Raw genomic sequence first — 18,736 nt, forward strand, 5'->3', positions numbered from 1 at the left:
GATGCGCCGGACAGCGGCCCTGCTGCTGCTCGTCCCCGTCCTCGCCGCCTGCGGCGGACCGGTCGACGTCGACGTCCCGGAGATGTCCGACGCCGACCGCGCCACCTGCGACGCCTTCACCGCCGCGCTGCCCGCGACGCTCGCCGAGCAGGAGCGCGACGACGTCGACCCGAGCGACGCCCCCGCGGCGGCGTACGGCGACCCGGCGATCGTCGTGCGCTGCGGCGTCCCCGAGCCGAAGGGCTTCGACCTGGCCGCGTCGTGCGAGCAGGCCAACGGCGTGGGCTACTACATCCCCGACGAGCAGTACGACGACCAGGGGCTCGACCTGACCATCACGGCGGCCGGCTACCGCCCGCGCGTGGAGGTCACCGTGCCGGCGGAGTACCGCCCCAACGCGGGTCCCGCGGCGATGGCGGTCCTGGCGCCCCTCATCAAGGAGCACCTGACCCTCGTCGACGACTGCGACTAGCGCAGACCCGTGTCGCGGTTCAACGCCAGCGTCAGCAGCCGGTCGACCAGCTCGCCGTAGGGCACACCCGTCGCGGCCCACATCTGCGGGAACATCGACAGCGGCGTGAAGCCCGGCATGGTGTTGAGCTCGTTGACCACGAGCGAGCCGTCGGGCATGAGGAAGAAGTCGACGCGGGCCAGGCCCTCGCAGCCGACGGCGGTGAACGCCTGCGCGGCGAGCTCGCGCATCCGCTCCTGGACGCCGTCCGGCAGCAGTGCGGGGACGTCCAGCTCGGTGTGCTCCTCGGGGAGGTACTTCGCCTCGAAGTCGTAGAACTCGTGGTCGCCGGTGATCCGGATCTCGGCCGGGAGGCTGGTGTCGACGCCGCCGTCGAGCGCCTCGAGGACGCCGCACTCGACCTCGCGGGCGCCCTCGGCCGACACCTCGACGAGCACCTTGGGGTCGTGCGCCAGAGCACCCTCGATCGCCGCGTCGATCTCGTCGGCCGTGTGGGCCTTCGCGATGCCGATGCTGGAGCCGCCGCGGGCGGGCTTCACGAAGAGCGGGTAGCCGAGCGTCGCGACCCGCTCGCGGACCGACTGCGGGTCCTTCGCCCACTCGCGCGCGGTCACCGTCTCCGACGGCATGACCGGCAGGCCGGCGGCCTGGAGGGCGACCTTCATGAACGCCTTGTCCATGCACAGCGCCGACGCCAGCACCCCGGAGCCGACATAGCGCACGTCGGTCATCTCGAAGAGGCCCTGGATGGTGCCGTCCTCGCCCCACGGGCCGTGCAGCAGCGGGAAGACCACGTCGACGTCGCCCAGCGCGCGCGGCGGCGCGGACGCCTCGCTGACGACCAGCTCGGTGCCCTCGGCGGTGCGGGCGAGGGAGACGGACGCCCGCTCGCCGTCGACCGACGGCAGCTGCCCGGGACCGGTGATCCGGTGCCGCGACGGGTCGTCGGCCTCCAGCACCCAGCGACCGTCGGTCGCGATGCCGATCGGGACGACGTCGTACTTCTCGCGGTCGATGGCCTGCAGCACGCTGCCGGCCGTGACGCACGAGATGGCGTGCTCGCTGGAGCGGCCGCCGAAGACGACGGCGACGCGGATACGGCGGCCAGTGGGAGCGTTCATCGCGGATGACCCTACCTTTGGGGCATGCCAGGTCCCACGTTGCGCCCCGCCACCCTCGCCGTCACCGCCGGCCGGCCGCCGCACGAGGCGGACCAGCCGCTCAACGTGCCGATCACGATGACGTCGACGTACGTCGCGACGGGCGAGCTCGAGTACGGCCGGTTCGGCAACCCCACCTGGACGGCCTTCGAGGACGCCCTCGGCGCGCTCGAGGGCGGCCGCGCGCTGGCCTTCGCGTCGGGCATGGCCGCCGTGACGACGCTGCTGGACCTGGTCGGCCAGGGCAGCAGCGTGATCGCGCCGCAGCACGCCTACAACGGCACGATCGCCGCCCTCGCCGACGCCGAGTCGCGTGGGCGCCTGCGGGCCAACCTCGTCGACATCACCGACACCGCCGGCGTGATCAAGGCGATGGAGGACGACGAGGACTGCGCCTTCCTCTGGATCGAGTCGCCGACCAATCCGGCGCTCGAGGTCGCCGACGTCCCCGCCCTCGCGGCTGCTGCGCGCGAGCTCGGCATCCGCGTCGTCGTCGACAACACCTTCGCCACTCCCCTGCTCCAGCAGCCGCTCGCCGACGGCGCGGACATCGTGCTGCACTCGGCGACGAAGTACATCGCGGGCCACAGCGACGTGCTGATGGGCGCGCTCGTCGTCCCGCCGGCCGACACCGACGACGAGGTGTACGACGCCCTGAAGGCCCGCCGCGGGCTGGCGGGATCGACGCCGGGGCCGTTCGAGGTGTGGCTCGCCCTGCGCGGGCTGCGCACCCTGCACGTGCGCCTCGACCGGGCCCAGGCCAACGCCGCCGAGCTCGCCCGCCGGCTCGCGGAGCACCCTGCCGTCGAGGAGGTCCGCTACCCCGGCTTCGGCGCGATCGTCGCGCCGGTCCTGGCCGGTGGCGCGGACGCCGGCGACTTCCTGGTGCGGGCGACCTCGCTGTGGGTCCACGCGACGTCGCTCGGCGGGGTGGAGTCGACCTTCGAGCGCCGGCGCCGCTGGAAGCTCGAGGCCGCGACCATCCCCGAGGGACTCGTGCGGATGTCGGTCGGCATCGAGGACGTCGACGACCTCTGGGACGACCTCGTGCAGGCGCTGGACCGGATCAACGCCTGACGGTCAGCTCAGCTCGGCCTTCGTGTCGCGGTTGATGAACGCCTCCATCAGCTGCGCGGTCGTCAACCGGCCCTGCACGACCTCGTCGACGGCGTCGACGATCGGGGCGTCCACGCCGGTCGCGGCCGCCAGGGCGCGCAGCGACGAGCAGGACTTCGCGCCCTCGGCGACCTGGCGGGTCGAGGCGTAGATCTCCTCGACCGTCATGCCGTGGCCGAGCTTCTCGCCGAAGGTGCGGTTGCGCGAGAGCGGCGAGGAGCAGGTCGCCACGAGGTCGCCGAGCCCGGCGAGGCCCATCAGGGTCAGCGGGTTGGCGCCCTGGTTCATGGCCAGGCGCGCGGTCTCCGCGAGGCCTCGCGTGATCAGGGACGCGGTCGTGTTGTCGCCGAAGCCGAGGCCGACGGCCATGCCGACGCACAGCGCGACGACGTTCTTGTAGGCGCCGCCGAACTCGCAGCCGAGGACGTCGACGCTCGTGTAGGGCCGGAAGGCCGGCGAGTGGACGCGCTTCTGGAGCTGGGTCGCGACCGCCTCGTCGGCGCACGCCACGACGGATGCAGCCGGTTCGCGGCGGGCGATCTCGCGGGCGAGGTTGGGGCCGCTGACGACGGCGATGCGGCTCGCACCGACGTCTCCCACCTCGGCGATCACCTCCGACATCCGCTTGAGGGTGCCGAGCTCCACGCCCTTCATCAGCGAGACGAGGACGGCGTCCTGCTCGACGTACGGCAGGAAGGTGGGGAGGTTGTCGCGCAGCGACTGCGACGGGACCGCCAGGACCACGATGTCCGCACCCGCGAGCGCCTGCTCGGGGTCGTGGGTCGACGTGATCCGCCGCGGCAGCTCGATGCCCGAGAGGTAGTCGACGTTCTCGTGGCGCTCGTTGATCGACGCGGCGACCTCCTCGCGCCGGGCCCAGATCGACACGTCGTTGCCGGCGTCGGCGAGCACGATGGAGAAGGCCGTCCCCCACGAACCGGCCCCCAGGACCGCGATCTTGTCACCCATCAGCCCGCCGCCTTCTTCTTGAATCGATCCCCGTGCACGGCCATGTCGTAGCGCTCCGCCGGCGCCTGCTCGCCACGCACCAGCTCCAGCTGGTGCGTGATCGCCGCCATGATCCGCTCGGTCGCCTCGTTGACGACCGCGCCGGTGCGCTCCTTCGCGCGGAGGTCGTCGAGCTGCACCGGCGGACCGACACGCATCACGATCTTCTTGCGCGGCACGGGGTGCGGGTTCTTCGTGTACGGCGCCAGGAGCTCCTGCGCGCCCCACTGGCCGACGGGGATGACCGGGCAGCCGGTCTCGAGCGCGATCCGGGCGGCGCCCGACTTGCCCTTCATCGGCCACATCGCCGGGTCACGGGTGATCGTGGCCTCCGGGTAGATCACGACGCACTGGCCGTTGCGGACGGCGTCGACCGCGGCGGCGTACGCGCCGACGGCGTCCTTGGTCTCCCGCTTCACGGGGATCTGGCCGGCCCCCCGCAGGAAGTAGCCGAGGACCTTGTTGTCGAAGAGGCCGGACTTGGCGAGATAGCGCGGCTTGTAGCCGTGGTCGTAGACGAGGTGCGCCGCCGTGAGCGGGTCGACGTGCGAGATGTGGTTGAGCGCGATGATGAACCCGCCGGACTCGGGGATGTTCTCGCCGCCGATCCACTCGCGCTTCGTGGTCGCCTTCAGCACGGGCTTGATGATCGGGACGGCGATGTTGAAGGCCCAGCCCCGTCTCTCCTGCAACTTGCGCACCGTCACGAGGATGCAGGTTACCGCTCGTCACGGGCGGCCGCCCTCCAGACGCGCATGGGCGGCTGGGAGGATGGAGGGATGGTCGTGCGCCCGGGCTCCTTCGCCGTGCTCCTGCCGGTGAAGTCTCCGGGGAGCGGCAAGTCCCGCCTGTCCGCGCTCCCCGACGCCGACCGGCGCCGCCTGGCGGCGGCGTTCGCCACCGACGCCGTCTCGGTGTGTACGACGACACCGGGCGTCGCGCTCGTCGTGGTGGTCAGCGACGACGAGGCCTTCGCTGCCTCGCTGGCCGGCGACGGTGTGGCGACGTGCGCCGATCCGGGCGCGGGCCTCAATGCGGCCCTTCGCCATGGCGCCGCGTTCGCGCACGACCTGGCGCCGGGGTTGCAGCCGGTCGCCCTGCTCGCCGACGTGCCGGCCCTGACCGCGGCCGACCTGGCCGAGGCCCTCGACCACGCACGCGCTGCCGGGCGGCCCTGCTTCGTCGCGGACGCGGACGGCACCGGGACGACGCTCTACACGGCGACGTACGACGCCTTCGATCCCCGCTTCGGCGCGGGTTCCGCCGACGCGCACCGCGCCTCCGGCGCCCTGCCCCTGACCGGTTCGCTGGCCACCCTCCGCCGCGACGTCGACGACCTGGCGGCGCTGGCCGACGCGGTGGCGCTCGGTGTGGGCGCGACGACGGCCGCCGCGTTGCCCGCGACGCTGCGCACCTGATTTCCCGCCCGGGCGGGAAATGACGATCGGGCCGCCCTCCCGGAGGAGGACGGCCCGATCGGCGGCGTCGAGCGTCAGGCCTTCTTGGCCGGAGCCTTCTTGGCCGGAGCCTTCTTCGCGGGCGCCTTCTTGGCCGGAGCCTTCTTGGCGGGCGCCTTCTTGGCAGCCGGGGCGGCCTTCTTGGCCGGGGCGGCCTTCTTGGCAGCCGGAGCCTTCTTGGCCGGGGCGGCCTTCTTGGCAGCCGGAGCCTTCTTCGCCGGAGCGGCCTTCTTCGCCGTGGTGGCGGCCTTCTTCGCCGGAGCGGCAGCCTTCTTGACCGCGGTGGTCGCGGCCTTCTTGGCCGGAGCAGCGGCCTTCTTCGCCGGGGCAGCAGCCTTCTTGGCGGCAGCGGCCGGAGCAGCGGCAGCCTTCTTGGCGGGCTTCGGCAGGGCCGGGAGCTTCTTCGCGCCGGAGACGACGTTCTTGAGATCGGCGCCGGCGCTGAACTTCGGGACGGCCTTCTTCTTCGTCTTCACGCGCTCGCCGGTCTGCGGGTTGCGGACCCAACGGGCGTTGCGGACGGCCTTCTCGAAGGAGCCGAAGCCGGTGATGGCGACCTTCTCGCCCTTGGCCACCTGGCGGGTGATGGTGTCGAGAACCGAGTCGAGTGCGTGAGCCGCGTCCTTGCGACTGCCCTCGAAGCGGTCAGCCAGCGCATCGATCAACTGAGACTTGTTCACTACCTGTCCTTTCGAAACGCTCCGAGGGGGCGTCCCTTGGGCTTGCGGCCGAGCCCTCGCCCAGCCGTCCTTCCAGCGAACGCTAGGCACTAGTGGGCACAGTCACAATCACCACGCCGTGCTTTCCGGGCCTTTTTTCACGGAAACGGCGGTATTTGGGCGATTTCCGGGATTTCAGGACACCGCGCCGGGCCACATCGCGTCGAGTGCGAAGCGCTGACCGATGGAGAAGTCGAACTGCACGAGTCGCATGTCGTCGAGCAATTGGCGCGTCGTCGCGTCGAGCTCGGCCTCCTTCACCGGCTCGCCCGACGCATCGAGCAGGCGTCCTTGCTGGATCGCGCTGACGTGCTGGTGGACCGCGTCGAGCATGGCGAGGTACGGCGGCACGGGCGCGTCGGCGACGTCGTACAGCAGGGGAAGGAAGAACGCCGGGCTCGTCGTCGGGATCGCCCGCGGCACGTTGTGGCCGGGCTGGTTGCTCCAGATGAAGAAAGGCGTGCGGTAGAGCGCGAGGCCCTTGTTGTCGTGCTTCACCGACGAGTCGTAGATGCCGGGCAGGTGGTCGCCGTAGAAGAGGACGATCGTCTTCTCCGGTCCCTTCTCCAGCTTGTCGAGGAAGTCGGCCACGGCCTCGTCGGTGTGCTCGAGGCCCCGTGCGTACTGGCCGATCCTCCTGCCCTCTCCCCCACCGGCGCCGCTGACCGGCACCGGGTCGGTGTAGTTGCCGTCGACGGGGATGTGGTTCTGCATCGTCACGAGGTTGACCATCAGTGGCTTCTCGTGGTCGTCGATCTGCGTCAGCACCTCGTCGAACGCCGCTTCGTCCGAGATGTAGGGGTTGTCGTCGATCGTGTCGGTCTCGTGGATCGTCGTGTCGTGGATGAAGTCGTCGAACCCGAAGCGCTGGTAGACCTGCTCGCGCTTGTACATCCCGACCCGGTAGGGGTGCACGGCGATCACGTCGTGGCCCTGGCCGTGGAACCAGCCGACCGCCGACGGGTAGTCGTCGTGCTCCGGCACGAGCATCTGGTACGGCGACAGCATCTGCGGCCGGAACAGGCCGAGCGACTGGCCGGTCAGCGTCTCGAACTCCATGTTGGCCGTGCCGCCGCCGTACATCTGGGCGAGCATGTGGCCCGACGCCGTGGACGCCATCCGGGCGCGGGTGCGCGGGATCGGGTCGCGGCCGAGCTCGAAGCCGTCGAGCTCGGTGGGGTCGGTGAACGACTCACTCAGCACCAGCACGACGTTGACGTCGTCGAGGCTGCCCTTGCGGTGCGCGTTGATCCGGTCGGCCAGCGCCGTGTAGCGGTGGGCGACGTCGGCCATCGCCGCTTCGTCGTACCCCTTCGGCTGCTTCATGGCGTCGACCGGCATGTTGAAGAGGAAGCCGCCGAGGAAGCCGTTGGAGCGGTAGTTGGTCTTCTGGTTCCAGTAGCGCCAGTCGTTGCCGCGCAGCTCGTAGAGGCCGCGCCACATGTTGCCCGGGTGGTTGAACTGCGCGGCCTGGACCAGCAGGACGCCCGTGAGGACACCGACACCGACGCGCAGGCCGAGCATCAGCAGCACGTGCTCGCGCGCCAGCGTCCGCAGTCGTGGGCGCGGATGGCGCCGCTCGATCCGGACGGCGAGGCGGACGGCAGCCACGAAGATGCCGACCACCAGCAGGGCCGCCACGACGAGCAGCACCGGCGAGACCAGCGAGGCCAGGAAGCCCGGCTCGGAGAGGAAGTCGCGATCGCTCGGGTAGACCGGCTCCTCGCGGTACTGCATCTTCACGAGGTTGGCGAGCGCGACCACGACCGATGTCGTCAGGACGACGGCGATGGACCACGCCAACCGCCCGATCACGGCCCACAGGAAGCCGATCACCACCCACAGCACGAGGGTGTCGAGGTAGAAGGCGCCGCTGTCGAAGAAGAGGTCCTTGAACCAGCGCGGCAGGAACAGGCCGAGCGTGCCCGCCTCGAGCACGAGCGCGGAGGCCGCCGCCGCCTGCAGGCTGCCGAGCACGCCTCGACGCAGCACGGCAGCGAGGGGCGGGGCCGCCGTCGCGGGCGCTGGCGCGTCGTCCGGGTCAGGCTCCTCCGTCACCCTGTCGTCGGGGCGAACGAAAGAGGACACGGGGTGAACTGTAGTTGTCCACCCCGTGTCCTCGCGTCAGGGTTTCCCCCGACGTTGAGCCGGATCAGGCGTGCTGCGTGACCGGCTTGAAGCTCGGGCGTCCGGCCTCGTACGCCGCGATGTCGGCCTCGTTGCCCAGCGTGATGCCGATGTCGTCGAGCCCGTTGAGCAGGCGGTAGCGCGTGTAGTCGTCGATCTGGAAGGGCGCGACCAGGTCGCCGCAGGTCACGGTGCGGGCCTCGAGGTCCACGGTGATCTGCGTCGTCGGGTCGGCCTCGATCGCGGCCCAGAGCTGCTCGATGACGTCCTGCTCGACAGGGACGGAGAGCAGGCCGGCCTTGCCCGAGTTGCCGCGGAAGATGTCGGCGAAGCGGCTCGAGAGCACGACCTTGAAGCCGTAGTCCATCAGTGCCCAGACGGCGTGCTCGCGCGACGAGCCGGTGCCGAAGTCGGGGCCGGCGACGAGGATCGAGACGCCCTGGTACTCGGGCTTGTTGGCGACGAACTCCGGGTCGTTGCGCCATGCGGCGAACAGGCCGTCCTCGAAGCCCGTGCGGGTCACGCGCTTGAGGTAGACCGCCGGGATGATCTGGTCGGTGTCGACGTTGCTGCGGCGCAGCGGCAGCGCCGTACCGGTGTGCGAGGTGAACTTCTCCATGACTGGAAGACCTTTCGGTGTTTCAGACCAGGTCGGCGGGCGACGCGAGCGTGCCCTTGACGGCGGTGGCGGCGGCGACGGGGACGGACACCAGGTGGGTGCGGCCACCCTTGCCCTGACGACCCTCGAAGTTGCGGTTGGACGTCGACGCCGAGCGCTCCTGCGGCTGCAGCGTGTCGGGGTTCATGCCCAGACACATCGAGCAGCCCGCTCCACGCCACTCGGCACCGGCCTCGATGAACACCTTGTCGAGGCCCTCCTCCATCGCCTGGAGGCGCACGCGCACGGAGCCGGGCACGACGAGCAGGCGGGTGCCCTCGGCGACCTTGTGGCCCTTGATGATGTCGGCCGCGAGGCGCAGGTCCTCGATCCGGCCGTTGGTGCAGGAGCCGACGAAGACGGTGTCGACCTTGACCGAGCGCAGCGGCTGGCCGGCCTCGAGGCCCATGTACTCCAGCGCCTTCTCGGCGGCGAGCTTGTCCGACGGGTCCTCGAAGTCGTCCGGCGACGGGACGTTCGCGCCGAGCGGCGCACCCTGGCCGGGGTTCGTGCCCCAGGTGACGAACGGCGTGACGTCGGCCGCGTCGATCACGATCTCCTTGTCGAAGGTCGCGTCGGCGTCGGTGACCAGGGTCCGCCAGTGCGCGACGGCGGCGTCCCACTCCGCGCCCTTGGGCGCCTCGGGCTTGCCCTCGATGTAGGCGAAGGTGGTCTCGTCGGGCGCGATCATGCCGGCCTTCGCGCCCCACTCGATCGACATGTTGCACACCGTCATGCGGCCCTCCATCGAGAGCGCCTCGATGGCCTCGCCGCGGTACTCGACGATGTAGCCCTGCCCACCGCCGGTGCCGGTCTGGGTGATCAGGTAGAGGATCAGGTCCTTCGCGGTGACGCCGTCGGCGAGCGTGCCGTTGACCGTGACGGCCATCGTCTTCGGCTTGGCCTGCGGCAGCGTCTGCGTCGCGAGCACGTGCTCGACCTCGGACGTGCCGATGCCGAACGCGATCGCGCCGAAGGCGCCGTGGGTGCTGGTGTGCGAGTCGCCGCACACGATCGTCATGCCGGGCTGGGTCAGGCCCAACTGCGGGCCGACGACGTGCACGATGCCCTGCTCGACGTCACCGAGCGGGTGCAGCCGGACGCCGAACTCCGCGGCGTTCTTGCGCAGGGTGTCGACCTGGGTCTTGCTCACCGGGTCGGCGATCGGCTTGTCCCAGTCGATGGTGGGGACGTTGTGGTCCTCGGTCGCGAGGGTGAGGTCGGGGCGTCGTACCTTCCGGCCGGCCAGGCGCAGGCCGTCGAAGGCCTGCGGGCTGGTCACCTCGTGCAGGAGGTGGAGGTCGATGTAGAGGAGGTCCGGCTCTCCCGGGGTCGACCGGACGACATGCTCGTCCCACACCTTCTCCGCCAGGGTCCTGCCCATGACTCGCTCCTCCTCGTTCGGGTCGTTCGCGGCACCACTGCCGTGAACCAAGTTGAAGCCTACGCTTGCATCCCAAGATCCGAGACGGCAGTATTGCCATATGGACAACTCGAGCGGCGTCGGAGTTCTCGACAAGGCGGCCCTGGTGCTCACGGCACTGGAGTCCGGCCCGGCCACCCTGGCCGGATTGGTGGCGGGCACGGGCCTGGCCCGACCCACGGCCCACCGCCTGGCGGTGGCCCTCGAGCACCACCGCCTCGTCGCGCGCGACATGCAGGGCCGCTTCGTGCTGGGCCCGCGCCTGGCCGAGCTGTCCGCCGCCGCCGGCGAGGACCGCCTGCTCGCCACGGCCGGTCCGGTCCTCGCGCGACTGCGCGACATCACCGGCGAGTCCGCGCAGCTGTGGCGCCGCCAGGGCGACCACCGCGTCTGCGTCGCCGCCGCCGAGCGTCCCTCCGGCCTGCGCGACACGATCCCCGTGGGCTCGCAGCTGACCATGCGGGCGGGCTCCGCCGCGCAGGTCCTGCTCGCCTGGGACGACCCGGAGCGGATCCACCGCGGCCTGCAGAACGCCGCCTTCTCGGCCGCCGAGCTGTCCGCGATCCGCCGCCGCGGCTGGGCGCAGTCGGTCGGCGAGCGCGAGCAGGGCGTGGCGTCGGTGTCGGCACCGGTCCGCTCCCCCGGCGGCAAGGTCATCGCGGCCGTGTCGGTCTCCGGCCCGCTCGAGCGGCTCTCCCGCCAGCCCGGCCGCATGCACGCACCTGCCGTGCTCGCCGCGGCCGAGCGGCTCTCGGAGTCGCTGCGCCGCGCTGCTGCCGAATAGCCCCCAGCCTCAGAACAGAGCAGGCTGCTCGAGTCCGAGCAGGAGCTGCTTGCGGTCCAGCCCGCCGGCGTACCCGGTGAGCGTGCCGTTGGCGCCGATCACCCGGTGGCACGGGATCACGATGGGGATCGGGTTGGCGCCGTTGGCCGTGCCGACGGCGCGGGAGGCGGCGTTGCTCTTGCCGAGCCGCGCCGCGATCTCGCCGTACGACGCGGTCTCGCCGTAGCCGATCTTGACCAGCTGGTCCCACACGTCGCGCTGCCAGCCGGTGCCGACGGGAGCCAGGGGCAGGTCGAACACGGTGCGCTCGCGGGCGAAGTACTCCCCCAGCTGGCGTGCGGTCTCGACGAGCAGCGGCGCGTCGTCCGCGCGTGGGCCGCGGGGACGGCCGTCGTGGTCGCGGAACGGCGAGAACTCGATCGCGGTGATCGCACCGTCCTGCTCGACGATGCGGAGCGGTCCGACGGGCGACTCGATGACGGTCCACATGGTGGGTTCATCCTTCCAGTGATGCGGACAACGAGGTCCACAGGTGCAGCAGGGCGTAGGAGCGCCACGGCGCCCAGGTGGCGGGATCGGCGGCGGCGCCGGCCGGCAGCGCGGCCAGGCCGTTGCGGACGCCGATGTCGGTCGGCAGCCAGATGTCGGGGTGGCCGAGCGCACGCAGCGCGATGTAGTCGGCCGTCCAGGGGCCGATGCCGGGCAGCGCCAGCAGCCGCTCGCGGACCTCGCCCCGATCGGGCCCGCGGTCGAGGACGAGGTCGCCGTCGGCGAGGGCCGCGGCCAGGCCGATCAGTGCCCGGCCCCGGGCGCGCGGCATCCGGAAGTCGGTGGGGTCCATCGCGGCGACCGTGGCGGCGTCGGGGAACAGGTGGGTCAGGCCGTCGACGGTCGTCGTCACCGGCCTGCCGTGGGAGGCGACCAGCCGGGCTGCGGCGGTGCGCGCCGCGACGACGGTGACCTGCTGTCCGAGGACGGCCCGCACCGCGATCTCGCTGCCGGCGACATGTCCCGGCACGCGCAGCCCCGGCCTGGCCTCGACCAGCGGGGCGAGCGCGGGGTCGGCGCCGAGGTGCGCGTCGACCGCCACCGGGTCGGCATCGGCATCCAGCAGCGCACGCATCCGCGCCACGGCCGCGGCGGTGTCGCGCAGGTCCTCCAGCGCCAGCCGCAGCGGGACGTACGACGTCCCGGTGCCCGCCACGTCCGCGAGCTCGACCCGCGCGGTCCCCGGTCCGTGCGGCAGGTCGAGCGTGCGGGCGTACCAGCCGGAGCCGTCCTCGTCGACCTCCGCGACCTCGATGCCGGGGATCGCCCGGTCGGCCAGGAAGCGCAGCAGCGCACTCCCGCGGAAGGGCGTGCGAACGGCGATCCGCAGCTGGATGCCGCCTGCCGACGCCCCGCTGGAGGCGCGGCGGCCGCGGAGCTCGCTCGGCGAGGCGGCGTACACCTCCTGCATGGTGTCGTTGAACTGCCGCACGCTGGAGAACCCGGCCGCGAACGCGACATCGGTCAGGGTGAGGTCGGTGCTCTCGACGAGCGCCCGGGCGGTCTGCGCGCGCTGGGTGCGCGCGAGGGCGAGCGGGCCGGCGCCGAGCTCGGCCGTCAGCAGCCGCGAGAGGTGGCGCGAGGTGTAGCCGAGCCGGGTCGCGAGCCCCTCCACGCCCTCACGGTCGACGACGCCGTCGCTGATCAGCCGCATCGCGCGACCGGCGACCGTGGCGGCGACGTTCCAGTCGGGGCTGCCGGGCGTGGCGTCGGGCAGGCAGCGCTTGCAGGCGCGGTAGCCGGCGCCCTGGGCAGCCGCGGCGGTGCGGTGGAAGGTCACATTGGCCGGGGCCGGGGTGCGGGCCGGGCACGAGGGCCGGCAGTAGATGCCCGTGGTGCGGACCGCGGTGTAGAAGACGCCGTCGAAGCGGCGGTCGCGCGACTGGACGGCCGTGTAGCAGCGGTCGAACTCCAGCTGCGCCGCCTCGTCGACCTGCGGGCTCGTCGTCTCCATGGCTCCATCCTGCCTCCCCCCACCGACATCGACTGGCGGAAATCGGACACGACGAGGTGCTCCCCGCGGCGCACTGCTTCTGCCACGCTGTCGCCATGGCGGAGACACCGAGCACCAGCAACCTCGTCAACCCGCTCGACCTGCTGATCAAGTCCCAGCAGGTCGCGCTCAAGCTGACGACCGACGTGCTGCGGACGGTGCGCGACACGGCCGTCGACGCCGTCACCCAGCCCGACGAGCTGGCGAAGCAGGTCGGCGAGCTGGCCGGCGCCGTCGCCGGCATGGCGACCGCGGTCACCGGCATCGCCGGCGCGACCGCGCAGCCGCTGCAGGACTTCATCGTCCGCCAGCGCGAGCTCGCCGACACCGTCCACACCCTCGCCGAGGCGCAGGCCGAGCTCGCGGGCGTCGTCGCGAAGCTCGCCGAGCGGCACGCCGAGGCGGTGGCCGCGCTGGAGAAGGTGACCGCCCCGATCTTCACGATCGTCGGCACCGATCCGACGCCGCCGAAGACGCGGGCGTCGAAGAAGACCGCCGCCGCGCGGCAGGCGCCGCGCAAGGCGACCGCGGGCGACTGACTCAACCCCCGCCGCTGATCCGCCCGGGCAGCCGTACGACGAACGTCGCTCCGCGCCCGCCTCCGGTCCTGTCGAGCCGGAGGCCGCCACCGGCCCCGCGCGCCAGGCGCCGGGCCAGGGCGAGCCCGAGGCCCGCGCCGCCCCCGTCCGTCACTCCCGGCTCGAAGAGCCGGTCCACGAGGTCCGCCGCGACGCCGGGGCCGTCGTCCGAGACCAGCAGGTCGACGCCGTGCCCGTCGGCGCGGGCCGTCACCGTCACGGTGGTGGCGAGCCGCGACCCGTTCTCGACCAACGGCCCCAGGATCCGGGCCACGAGCTCCGCCGGCACCCTCAGCTCGAGACCGTCCGGCAGGTCCAGCACCACACGACCACCGGTGGCGGCAGCCTCGACGGCTCCGGCGATGTCGTCGGCGCCGGTGAGCCCGCGCGCCTCACGTGCCCTGCCGCGCGCCTCGTCGAGGAGGACCGTGATGGTTCCCGACATGGACGCGCAGGCCTTCTCGATGACGGCCAGGTCGTGGCGCAGCTCGTCGTCGAGGTCGGCCCGGGAGGACAGCAGCTCCACCGTCGCCCGGACCGTCGTCAGCGGGCTCCGCAGCTCGTGCGCCATCTCCGCCGAGAGTCGCTGCTCGGCACGGATCGCGGCCGCGACGTCGTCGAGGAGCTCGTCGAGCACCTGCCCCAGCGCACGCAGCTCGTCGGACGGTGGCCCGAGGTCGAAGCGGCGGTCGAGGTCGTGCTCGCTCCATGCCCGCGCGGCGGCGGCCATCTGGCGCACGGGACGCAGCGCGCGGCGGCTGATCGTCGCCGCGACGAGGCTCGCCAACAGGACCATGACGACGCCGGCGCTCCCGGCGACGACGAGCCCCGTCCGCTCGTCGCGTTCGTAGGGCCTGAGCGACTCGGCGACGACCACCGCGCCCGGGACGTCTCCTCGGGCGACAGGGACTGCCAGGATCCGGTACTCCTCGCCGACCGACGCCGTACGCCGTCCGTCGGTCCGGGACAGGCGGTCGAAGGACTCCCGCAGCAAGGGCGGGGCGCTCCCCGCGACCAGCCGCCCGTCGAGGTAGACGGCAGTCCCGGGCCCGAGGACGGCCGCGGGGGGCGACCCGTCGGGACCGGTCTCGACGGCCTCGACCACCGCCGCGGCGCGATCGTCGAGGACACGCCCCACCACACTGCGCGTCGTCCGGTCGATGATGCTGTTCGTGACGGCGACCAGGACCACCGCCACGGCTGCGGAGACCAGGAAGGTCACCTGGACCAACCGCCTCCGGACGGTCCAGGGCTCCGCGCGCGTCCCGGTCACGGACGGTCCTCGAGGGTGTAGCCGACGCCGCGCACGGTCCTGATCACCTGCGGGGAGTCGATCTCGTCGAGCTTGGCGCGCAGCCGGCGCAGGAACGAGTCGACGGTGTTGTCGCTGACGATCGCGCCGTCCGGCCAGGCAGCGGCGACGACCGCGCCACGCCGGACCACCTCGCCCGGACGCGAGGTGGTCGCGGCCAGCAAGCGGAACTCCGTCGGCGTCAGCACGGCGGACGCGGCCCCGCTCCGCACGGAGTGGGTCACCGGATCGAGGACGAGTCCGGCCGCAGGGGCCGGGGCCGGGCGCGCCCGCCGGGCGAGCGCCGCGAGCCGTGCCAGGAGCTCCTTCGTCTCGAACGGCTTGACAACGTAGTCGTCGGCGCCTGCGGCGAAACCTGCCAGGACCTCGTGGGTCGCCCCCAACGCGGTCAGGAAGAGCACGGGCGCGTCCTGCCCCGCCGAGCGGAGCGCCTGGACGACGTCGCGGCCGTCGGCGTCCGGCAGGCCGACGTCCATGACGATCACGTCCAGCGCGCGCTCCGGGCCGAGCAGCTCGACGGCCTCACGGCCGTCGTGCGCCGCCGCGACCTCGTGACCCGCCGCCCGCAGCGAACGGACCAGGATGCTCCTGATCGCGTCGTCGTCCTCGCACAAACCGATCGTCAGCACCGGCACATCATGGCGCGCTCGACGCGACCTGGTCGCCCCACGCCGCCTGGGCCCCGGAGTCGCCGACCCGGTACACCTGGACCCCGGCGGCCACGGCAGCGACCAGGGCCAGCGCCGCGACGGCGCGCAGGCCGGAGACCGACCCCTTCCCGGCGTCGCGCCGTCGGTCGAGCCAGACGAGGACCGCAGACGTCGCCAGCAGGGCCAGCGCGAACCAGATCAGCTGGTCCCCCAGCGCGGCGTGCCGGCCGGGATCCCCCACCCTGTGCTCCAGCTCCTCACCGCTGGACGTGGCGACCGGGACGAGCGCGGTCGCCACCGCGGCACAGGCCACGACGAGCGGGCCGTAGCGAGCCCTCCAGGCAGGGCGCACCACGATCGCGACCGTGCCCAGGACCGCCAACGGCAGCAGGACCACGACGGCGTGCACCACCAGCGGGTGGACGGGGATTCCGTTGACCAGGTCGAACATGCATCTTCTCCTCGCAGGACACGGCCGCGGGTCCGGCCGTCGCAGCGAGCGTGGCCGACGTCGCCTGCAAGGAACCTGACTGCGTCAGCGCGCCCGCACGCCGACGGGCGGCCACCGGAGCCCGGTGACCGCCCGCCGTCAGGTGGTGCTGCCGACTAGCCGACGTTGATCGCGGTGTCGTCGACGACGAAGCTCGTCTGCAGCGACGAGTCCTCGTTCATCAGGAACTTCAGCGTGACCGTCTTCCCCTTGTACGCCGACAGGTCGAACGTCTTCTGGACGTAGCCGCTCGACTTGTTGAGGTTGGAGTACGTCGCCAGGGTGCTCGTCGTCGTACCGTCGACGATCTGCACCTTGGCCGTGTCGTAGGCGGTGCCGGTCGTGGTCTCCGCGGTGTCGATCGCGATCCAGAAGGACAGCGAGGCCGTGGTCGCCGTCGCGGGGATCGCGACGGTCTGGCCCTCGTTCTCCGTGGACGTGCTGCCGTTGCCGCCGAGCCACATCTTCCAGCTGCCGGTGCGCGCCGCGCGGCCGGTGTTGTTGGTGATCGGCCCGCTCGTGCCGGTCCAGTCGACCGCACCGGACTCGAAGCCCGGGTTCTTGAGCAGGTTGCCGGACGGCGTACCGCCACCGGTGATCGTCCAGGTGAAGCTGGTCGAGCCGGACGCGTTGGTGGTGTCCTTCGCCGTGACCGTCACGTTGGAGGTCGCCGCCGTGGTCGGCGTGCCGGAGATCAGGCCGGTGGTGGCGTTGATCGACAGCCCGGCCGGCAGGCCGGTGGCGGACCAGGTCAGCGTCTGGCCGGCGCCCGAGGACGAGCCGGTCATCTGCAGCGACGTGGCGGTGCCGACCGTGCCGGAGCGGTTGCCCGGGTTGGTGACGGTGACCGTGTTGCCGGCCGTGGTGCAGGTCGGGTCGGCGGTCTGCGCGGGCACGGAGACGGCGTTCCACGCGGCCTTGACCGCGTTGAACTCGGCGCAGGAGCCCGGGTAGAGGTTCTTCGCGGCGGTGAGCGTCCAGGTGCGGTACTTGAGATAGCTCGAGCTGGTGGTCTTCATCAGCATCGCGTTGTAGAAGATCTTGCCGGCCTTCTGGATGCCGATCCCGGTGAGCGTCCCGCCGTTGTTGCACGTGGTGCTGGTCGGACCGCCGGCCGGGTTGGTGCCCTCGGCGAGCAGGTAGAACCAGTGGTTGCCGGGGCCGGCCGCCGAGTGCACCTCGGCGTTCGGGATCGAGCTCGAGTAGCAGTTCGGGTCGCCCTTGGCCGACGGGTTGTACATGTTGCGGATCTCGCCGTCGCCGACGAGGTTGACCTCCTCGCCCACGAGGTAGTCAGGCTCGTCGTAGGTGCTGGACTCGTTGGCGTAGTGCTCGGTCAGCGCGCCGAAGACGTCACCGACGAACTCGCCGGTGTTGCCGTTCGAGTGGCCGCCCGGGGTGTTCTGGTCGATGCCGTGGCCGTACTCGTGGCCGACGACGTCGAGGTTGGTCAGCCACTCGTCGTTGGCCTGGTTGTGGCCGATCCGGACCCACTCCGTGCCGGTGCAGTAGCCGGGCTCGCTGAGGCCCGGCGGGCAGTAGAACGCGTTGACCTCGTCCTTGCCGACGCGGGCCTGCCAGCCGCCACCGCTGCCGTTGAAGCCGTCGCGACCGAGCCACGCGCTCAGCATCTTGTCCTGGGTCTGCAGGGCCCAGAGCGTGTCGACGCAGCCGGTCTCCTTGCTGGTGCCGGTGCCGTCGCCCCACGTGTTGTCCGGGCCGGAGAGGACCGGGACGCTGTTGGTGGTGTTGTTGTCGATGCGGCAGTCGACGCCGGGGTTGCCCGGGTCCGCCAGTGTGTACGACGTCGAGGAGGCCTGGGTCGTCTGGAGCGACAGTCCGGGGCCGTTGTGGTGGCCGTTGCCGGTGCCGGTGGCGAAGTGCACCAGCTCGTCGGACTCGATCACGCCACCGGTGCGCGCGTCGACGTACACGTCGCGCACGGAGCGGTCGCCGTCGCTCGTCAGGCCGCTGATCCGCACCTTCCACGCCAGGCGCGGCGTCGCGAGCGCGTGCACCGCGAGGCCGGGCTTGCCGCGCAGGGCCGCCTTGCGCAGGGTCGCCCGCGCCTTCTTGGTCGCGGCCGCGGAGGTCACCTTCGGCTTCACCGAGAGGCCGCCGATCGCGCTGCGCTGCGCCACCGTCGTCGTGAGGATCTGGCCGTCCTCGTTGGTGACGACGACGAAGTCGCCGCCCCGCACCGGGAGGCCGTCGTGGGTCCGCGTGTACGACGCGAACTGCAGGCCCTTGCCGCCGCTGATCACCGGCTTCGCGGCGAATCGGTCACCGGCGCTCACCTTCAGCTGCGGCGCGGCGCTGTCGACCAGTGCCTTCGCCGAGCGACGCGCGAGCTTGTGCGGGTCGTCCTTCGGTGCCGCGACCGCGACACCCCGATCCGCATTCGCGGGCTGCGCCGCGAGAGGGGCCACGGCAAGGGCCGAGGCGGCGACGAGGGTGGCGATGAAGCCACCCGTCAGGTTTCTTTTCACTACTGACCCACACTCCTCTTGAGAGTCGGGCTCGTCCCTCCCCAGGGTCCGGGGAGATCGCGAGCCGGCGGAAGGCCGGGCCGGCGAAGGTGGGGGTGCCGGGGCGGCCAGGGGTAAACCTCGTGCCCGGCGGTTTTCGCGGTCAAGGGAGGAGTTCCTGCGAGTTCGAGCAATGCAAGAAGTTGAGGCAGGCCGGGCCGGCGACCACGGGAGGACTTTCAGCGAAAACGCCGAAGGGCCTGGTCCGGAGAC

At 71.9% G+C, this 18,736-nt stretch carries 18 protein-coding genes; 5 read left to right on the plus strand and 13 right to left on the minus strand.

Features of this window, described 5'->3' with window-relative positions:
* The first annotated feature begins 1 nt into the window (after position 1).
* Positions 2-472, plus strand: coding sequence for a DUF3515 domain-containing protein (locus BJ993_RS02350; protein WP_179647583.1), 471 nt, complete (start codon positions 2-4; stop codon positions 470-472).
* Here BJ993_RS02350 and BJ993_RS02355 read toward each other — a convergent pair.
* Positions 469-1,593, minus strand: a complete 1,125-nt coding sequence (locus BJ993_RS02355; protein WP_179647584.1) for a D-alanine--D-alanine ligase family protein — start codon at positions 1,591-1,593, stop codon at positions 469-471. The genes BJ993_RS02350 and BJ993_RS02355 overlap by 4 nt on opposite strands.
* Positions 1,594-1,617: 24 nt before the next feature.
* Between BJ993_RS02355 and BJ993_RS02360 the strand changes: the two genes are divergently transcribed.
* Entirely contained in the window at positions 1,618-2,709 is a 1,092-nt protein-coding gene (locus BJ993_RS02360) for a trans-sulfuration enzyme family protein (protein WP_179647585.1), read from the plus strand.
* Between the two features lie 3 nt (positions 2,710-2,712).
* Here BJ993_RS02360 and BJ993_RS02365 read toward each other — a convergent pair whose 3' ends face one another.
* Positions 2,713-3,717: an NAD(P)H-dependent glycerol-3-phosphate dehydrogenase gene (locus tag BJ993_RS02365; RefSeq protein ID WP_179647586.1), complete on the minus strand. Its 1,005-nt coding sequence runs from the start codon at positions 3,715-3,717 to the stop codon at positions 2,713-2,715.
* Entirely contained in the window at positions 3,717-4,457 is a 741-nt protein-coding gene (locus BJ993_RS02370) for a lysophospholipid acyltransferase family protein (protein WP_308645453.1), read from the minus strand. Before BJ993_RS02370 ends, BJ993_RS02365 begins: the two co-directional genes overlap by 1 nt.
* Positions 4,458-4,535: 78 nt before the next feature.
* Here BJ993_RS02370 and cofC point away from each other — a divergent pair, with 78 nt between their 5' ends.
* Complete coding sequence (gene cofC / locus BJ993_RS02375) at positions 4,536-5,174, plus strand: 2-phospho-L-lactate guanylyltransferase (protein WP_179647588.1); 639 nt, start codon at positions 4,536-4,538, stop codon at positions 5,172-5,174.
* 74 nt (positions 5,175-5,248) lie between these two features.
* Here the strand turns inward: cofC and BJ993_RS02380 are convergent, their stop codons facing one another.
* The 4 genes from BJ993_RS02380 to leuC all read right to left on the minus strand — a co-directional run bounded on the left by BJ993_RS02380 (position 5,249) and on the right by leuC (position 10,101).
* Positions 5,249-5,893, minus strand: a complete 645-nt coding sequence (locus BJ993_RS02380; protein ID WP_179647589.1) for an HU family DNA-binding protein — start codon at positions 5,891-5,893, stop codon at positions 5,249-5,251.
* A 174-nt stretch (positions 5,894-6,067) separates the two neighbouring features.
* Positions 6,068-8,020, minus strand: a complete 1,953-nt coding sequence (locus tag BJ993_RS25530) for an LTA synthase family protein (protein WP_179647590.1) — start codon at positions 8,018-8,020, stop codon at positions 6,068-6,070.
* 64 nt (positions 8,021-8,084) lie between these two features.
* A complete protein-coding gene (gene leuD, locus BJ993_RS02390) occupies positions 8,085-8,678 on the minus strand; it encodes a 3-isopropylmalate dehydratase small subunit (protein ID WP_179647591.1) in 594 nt (197 codons plus the stop codon).
* A 22-nt stretch (positions 8,679-8,700) separates the two neighbouring features.
* Entirely contained in the window at positions 8,701-10,101 is a 1,401-nt protein-coding gene (leuC, locus tag BJ993_RS02395; RefSeq protein ID WP_179647592.1) for a 3-isopropylmalate dehydratase large subunit, read from the minus strand.
* 100 nt (positions 10,102-10,201) lie between these two features.
* Here leuC and BJ993_RS02400 point away from each other — a divergent pair, with 100 nt between their 5' ends.
* On the plus strand, positions 10,202-10,924 hold the full coding sequence (locus BJ993_RS02400) for an IclR family transcriptional regulator (protein ID WP_028655929.1): 723 nt from the start codon (positions 10,202-10,204) through the stop codon (positions 10,922-10,924).
* Between the two features lie 9 nt (positions 10,925-10,933).
* Here the strand turns inward: BJ993_RS02400 and BJ993_RS02405 are convergent, their stop codons facing one another.
* On the minus strand, positions 10,934-11,413 hold the full coding sequence (locus BJ993_RS02405) for a methylated-DNA--[protein]-cysteine S-methyltransferase (RefSeq protein WP_179647593.1): 480 nt from the start codon (positions 11,411-11,413) through the stop codon (positions 10,934-10,936).
* Between the two features lie 7 nt (positions 11,414-11,420).
* Positions 11,421-12,926, minus strand: coding sequence for a DNA-3-methyladenine glycosylase 2 family protein (locus BJ993_RS02410; protein ID WP_179647594.1), 1,506 nt, complete (start codon positions 12,924-12,926; stop codon positions 11,421-11,423).
* A gap of 95 nt (positions 12,927-13,021) precedes the next feature.
* Here BJ993_RS02410 and BJ993_RS02415 point away from each other — a divergent pair, with 95 nt between their 5' ends.
* On the plus strand, positions 13,022-13,504 hold the full coding sequence (locus BJ993_RS02415; protein ID WP_179647595.1) for a hypothetical protein: 483 nt from the start codon (positions 13,022-13,024) through the stop codon (positions 13,502-13,504).
* Between the two features lies 1 nt (position 13,505).
* Here the strand turns inward: BJ993_RS02415 and BJ993_RS26455 are convergent, their stop codons facing one another.
* The 4 genes from BJ993_RS26455 to BJ993_RS02435 form a co-directional block, all read right to left on the minus strand.
* On the minus strand, positions 13,506-14,816 hold the full coding sequence (locus tag BJ993_RS26455) for a sensor histidine kinase (RefSeq protein ID WP_179647596.1): 1,311 nt from the start codon (positions 14,814-14,816) through the stop codon (positions 13,506-13,508).
* The gene (locus BJ993_RS02425) at positions 14,813-15,484 is read right to left on the minus strand and encodes a response regulator transcription factor (RefSeq protein WP_179647597.1); all 672 of its coding nucleotides are present in this window, start codon (positions 15,482-15,484) and stop codon (positions 14,813-14,815) included. The genes BJ993_RS26455 and BJ993_RS02425 overlap by 4 nt, the downstream gene beginning before the upstream one ends.
* Positions 15,485-15,491: 7 nt before the next feature.
* Entirely contained in the window at positions 15,492-15,956 is a 465-nt protein-coding gene (locus BJ993_RS02430) for a DUF2231 domain-containing protein (protein ID WP_036546851.1), read from the minus strand.
* Positions 15,957-16,111: 155 nt separating this feature from the next.
* Positions 16,112-18,484, minus strand: coding sequence for a M4 family metallopeptidase (locus BJ993_RS02435; protein ID WP_179647598.1), 2,373 nt, complete (start codon positions 18,482-18,484; stop codon positions 16,112-16,114).
* Between the last annotated feature and the right edge of the window lie 252 nt (positions 18,485-18,736).

The organism is Nocardioides aromaticivorans (genome assembly GCF_013408525.1).
Taxonomy (GTDB): Bacteria; Actinomycetota; Actinomycetes; order Propionibacteriales; family Nocardioidaceae; genus Nocardioides; species Nocardioides aromaticivorans.

Bases quoted from the DNA above. Each gene is read 5' to 3' on its own strand.
- BJ993_RS02350 (WP_179647583.1), top strand. From the start codon at position 2: ATGCGCCGGACAGCGGCCCTGCTGCTGCTCGTCCCCGTCCTCGCCGCC.
- BJ993_RS02355 (WP_179647584.1), bottom strand. From the start codon at position 1,593: ATGAACGCTCCCACTGGCCGCCGTATCCGCGTCGCCGTCGTCTTCGGC.
- BJ993_RS02360 (WP_179647585.1), top strand. From the start codon at position 1,618: ATGCCAGGTCCCACGTTGCGCCCCGCCACCCTCGCCGTCACCGCCGGC.
- BJ993_RS02365 (WP_179647586.1), bottom strand. From the start codon at position 3,717: ATGGGTGACAAGATCGCGGTCCTGGGGGCCGGTTCGTGGGGGACGGCC.
- cofC (WP_179647588.1), top strand. From the start codon at position 4,536: ATGGTCGTGCGCCCGGGCTCCTTCGCCGTGCTCCTGCCGGTGAAGTCT.
- leuD (WP_179647591.1), bottom strand. From the start codon at position 8,678: ATGGAGAAGTTCACCTCGCACACCGGTACGGCGCTGCCGCTGCGCCGC.
- leuC (WP_179647592.1), bottom strand. From the start codon at position 10,101: ATGGGCAGGACCCTGGCGGAGAAGGTGTGGGACGAGCATGTCGTCCGG.
- BJ993_RS02400 (WP_028655929.1), top strand. From the start codon at position 10,202: ATGGACAACTCGAGCGGCGTCGGAGTTCTCGACAAGGCGGCCCTGGTG.
- BJ993_RS02405 (WP_179647593.1), bottom strand. From the start codon at position 11,413: ATGTGGACCGTCATCGAGTCGCCCGTCGGACCGCTCCGCATCGTCGAG.
- BJ993_RS02410 (WP_179647594.1), bottom strand. From the start codon at position 12,926: ATGGAGACGACGAGCCCGCAGGTCGACGAGGCGGCGCAGCTGGAGTTC.
- BJ993_RS02415 (WP_179647595.1), top strand. From the start codon at position 13,022: ATGGCGGAGACACCGAGCACCAGCAACCTCGTCAACCCGCTCGACCTG.
- BJ993_RS02430 (WP_036546851.1), bottom strand. From the start codon at position 15,956: ATGTTCGACCTGGTCAACGGAATCCCCGTCCACCCGCTGGTGGTGCAC.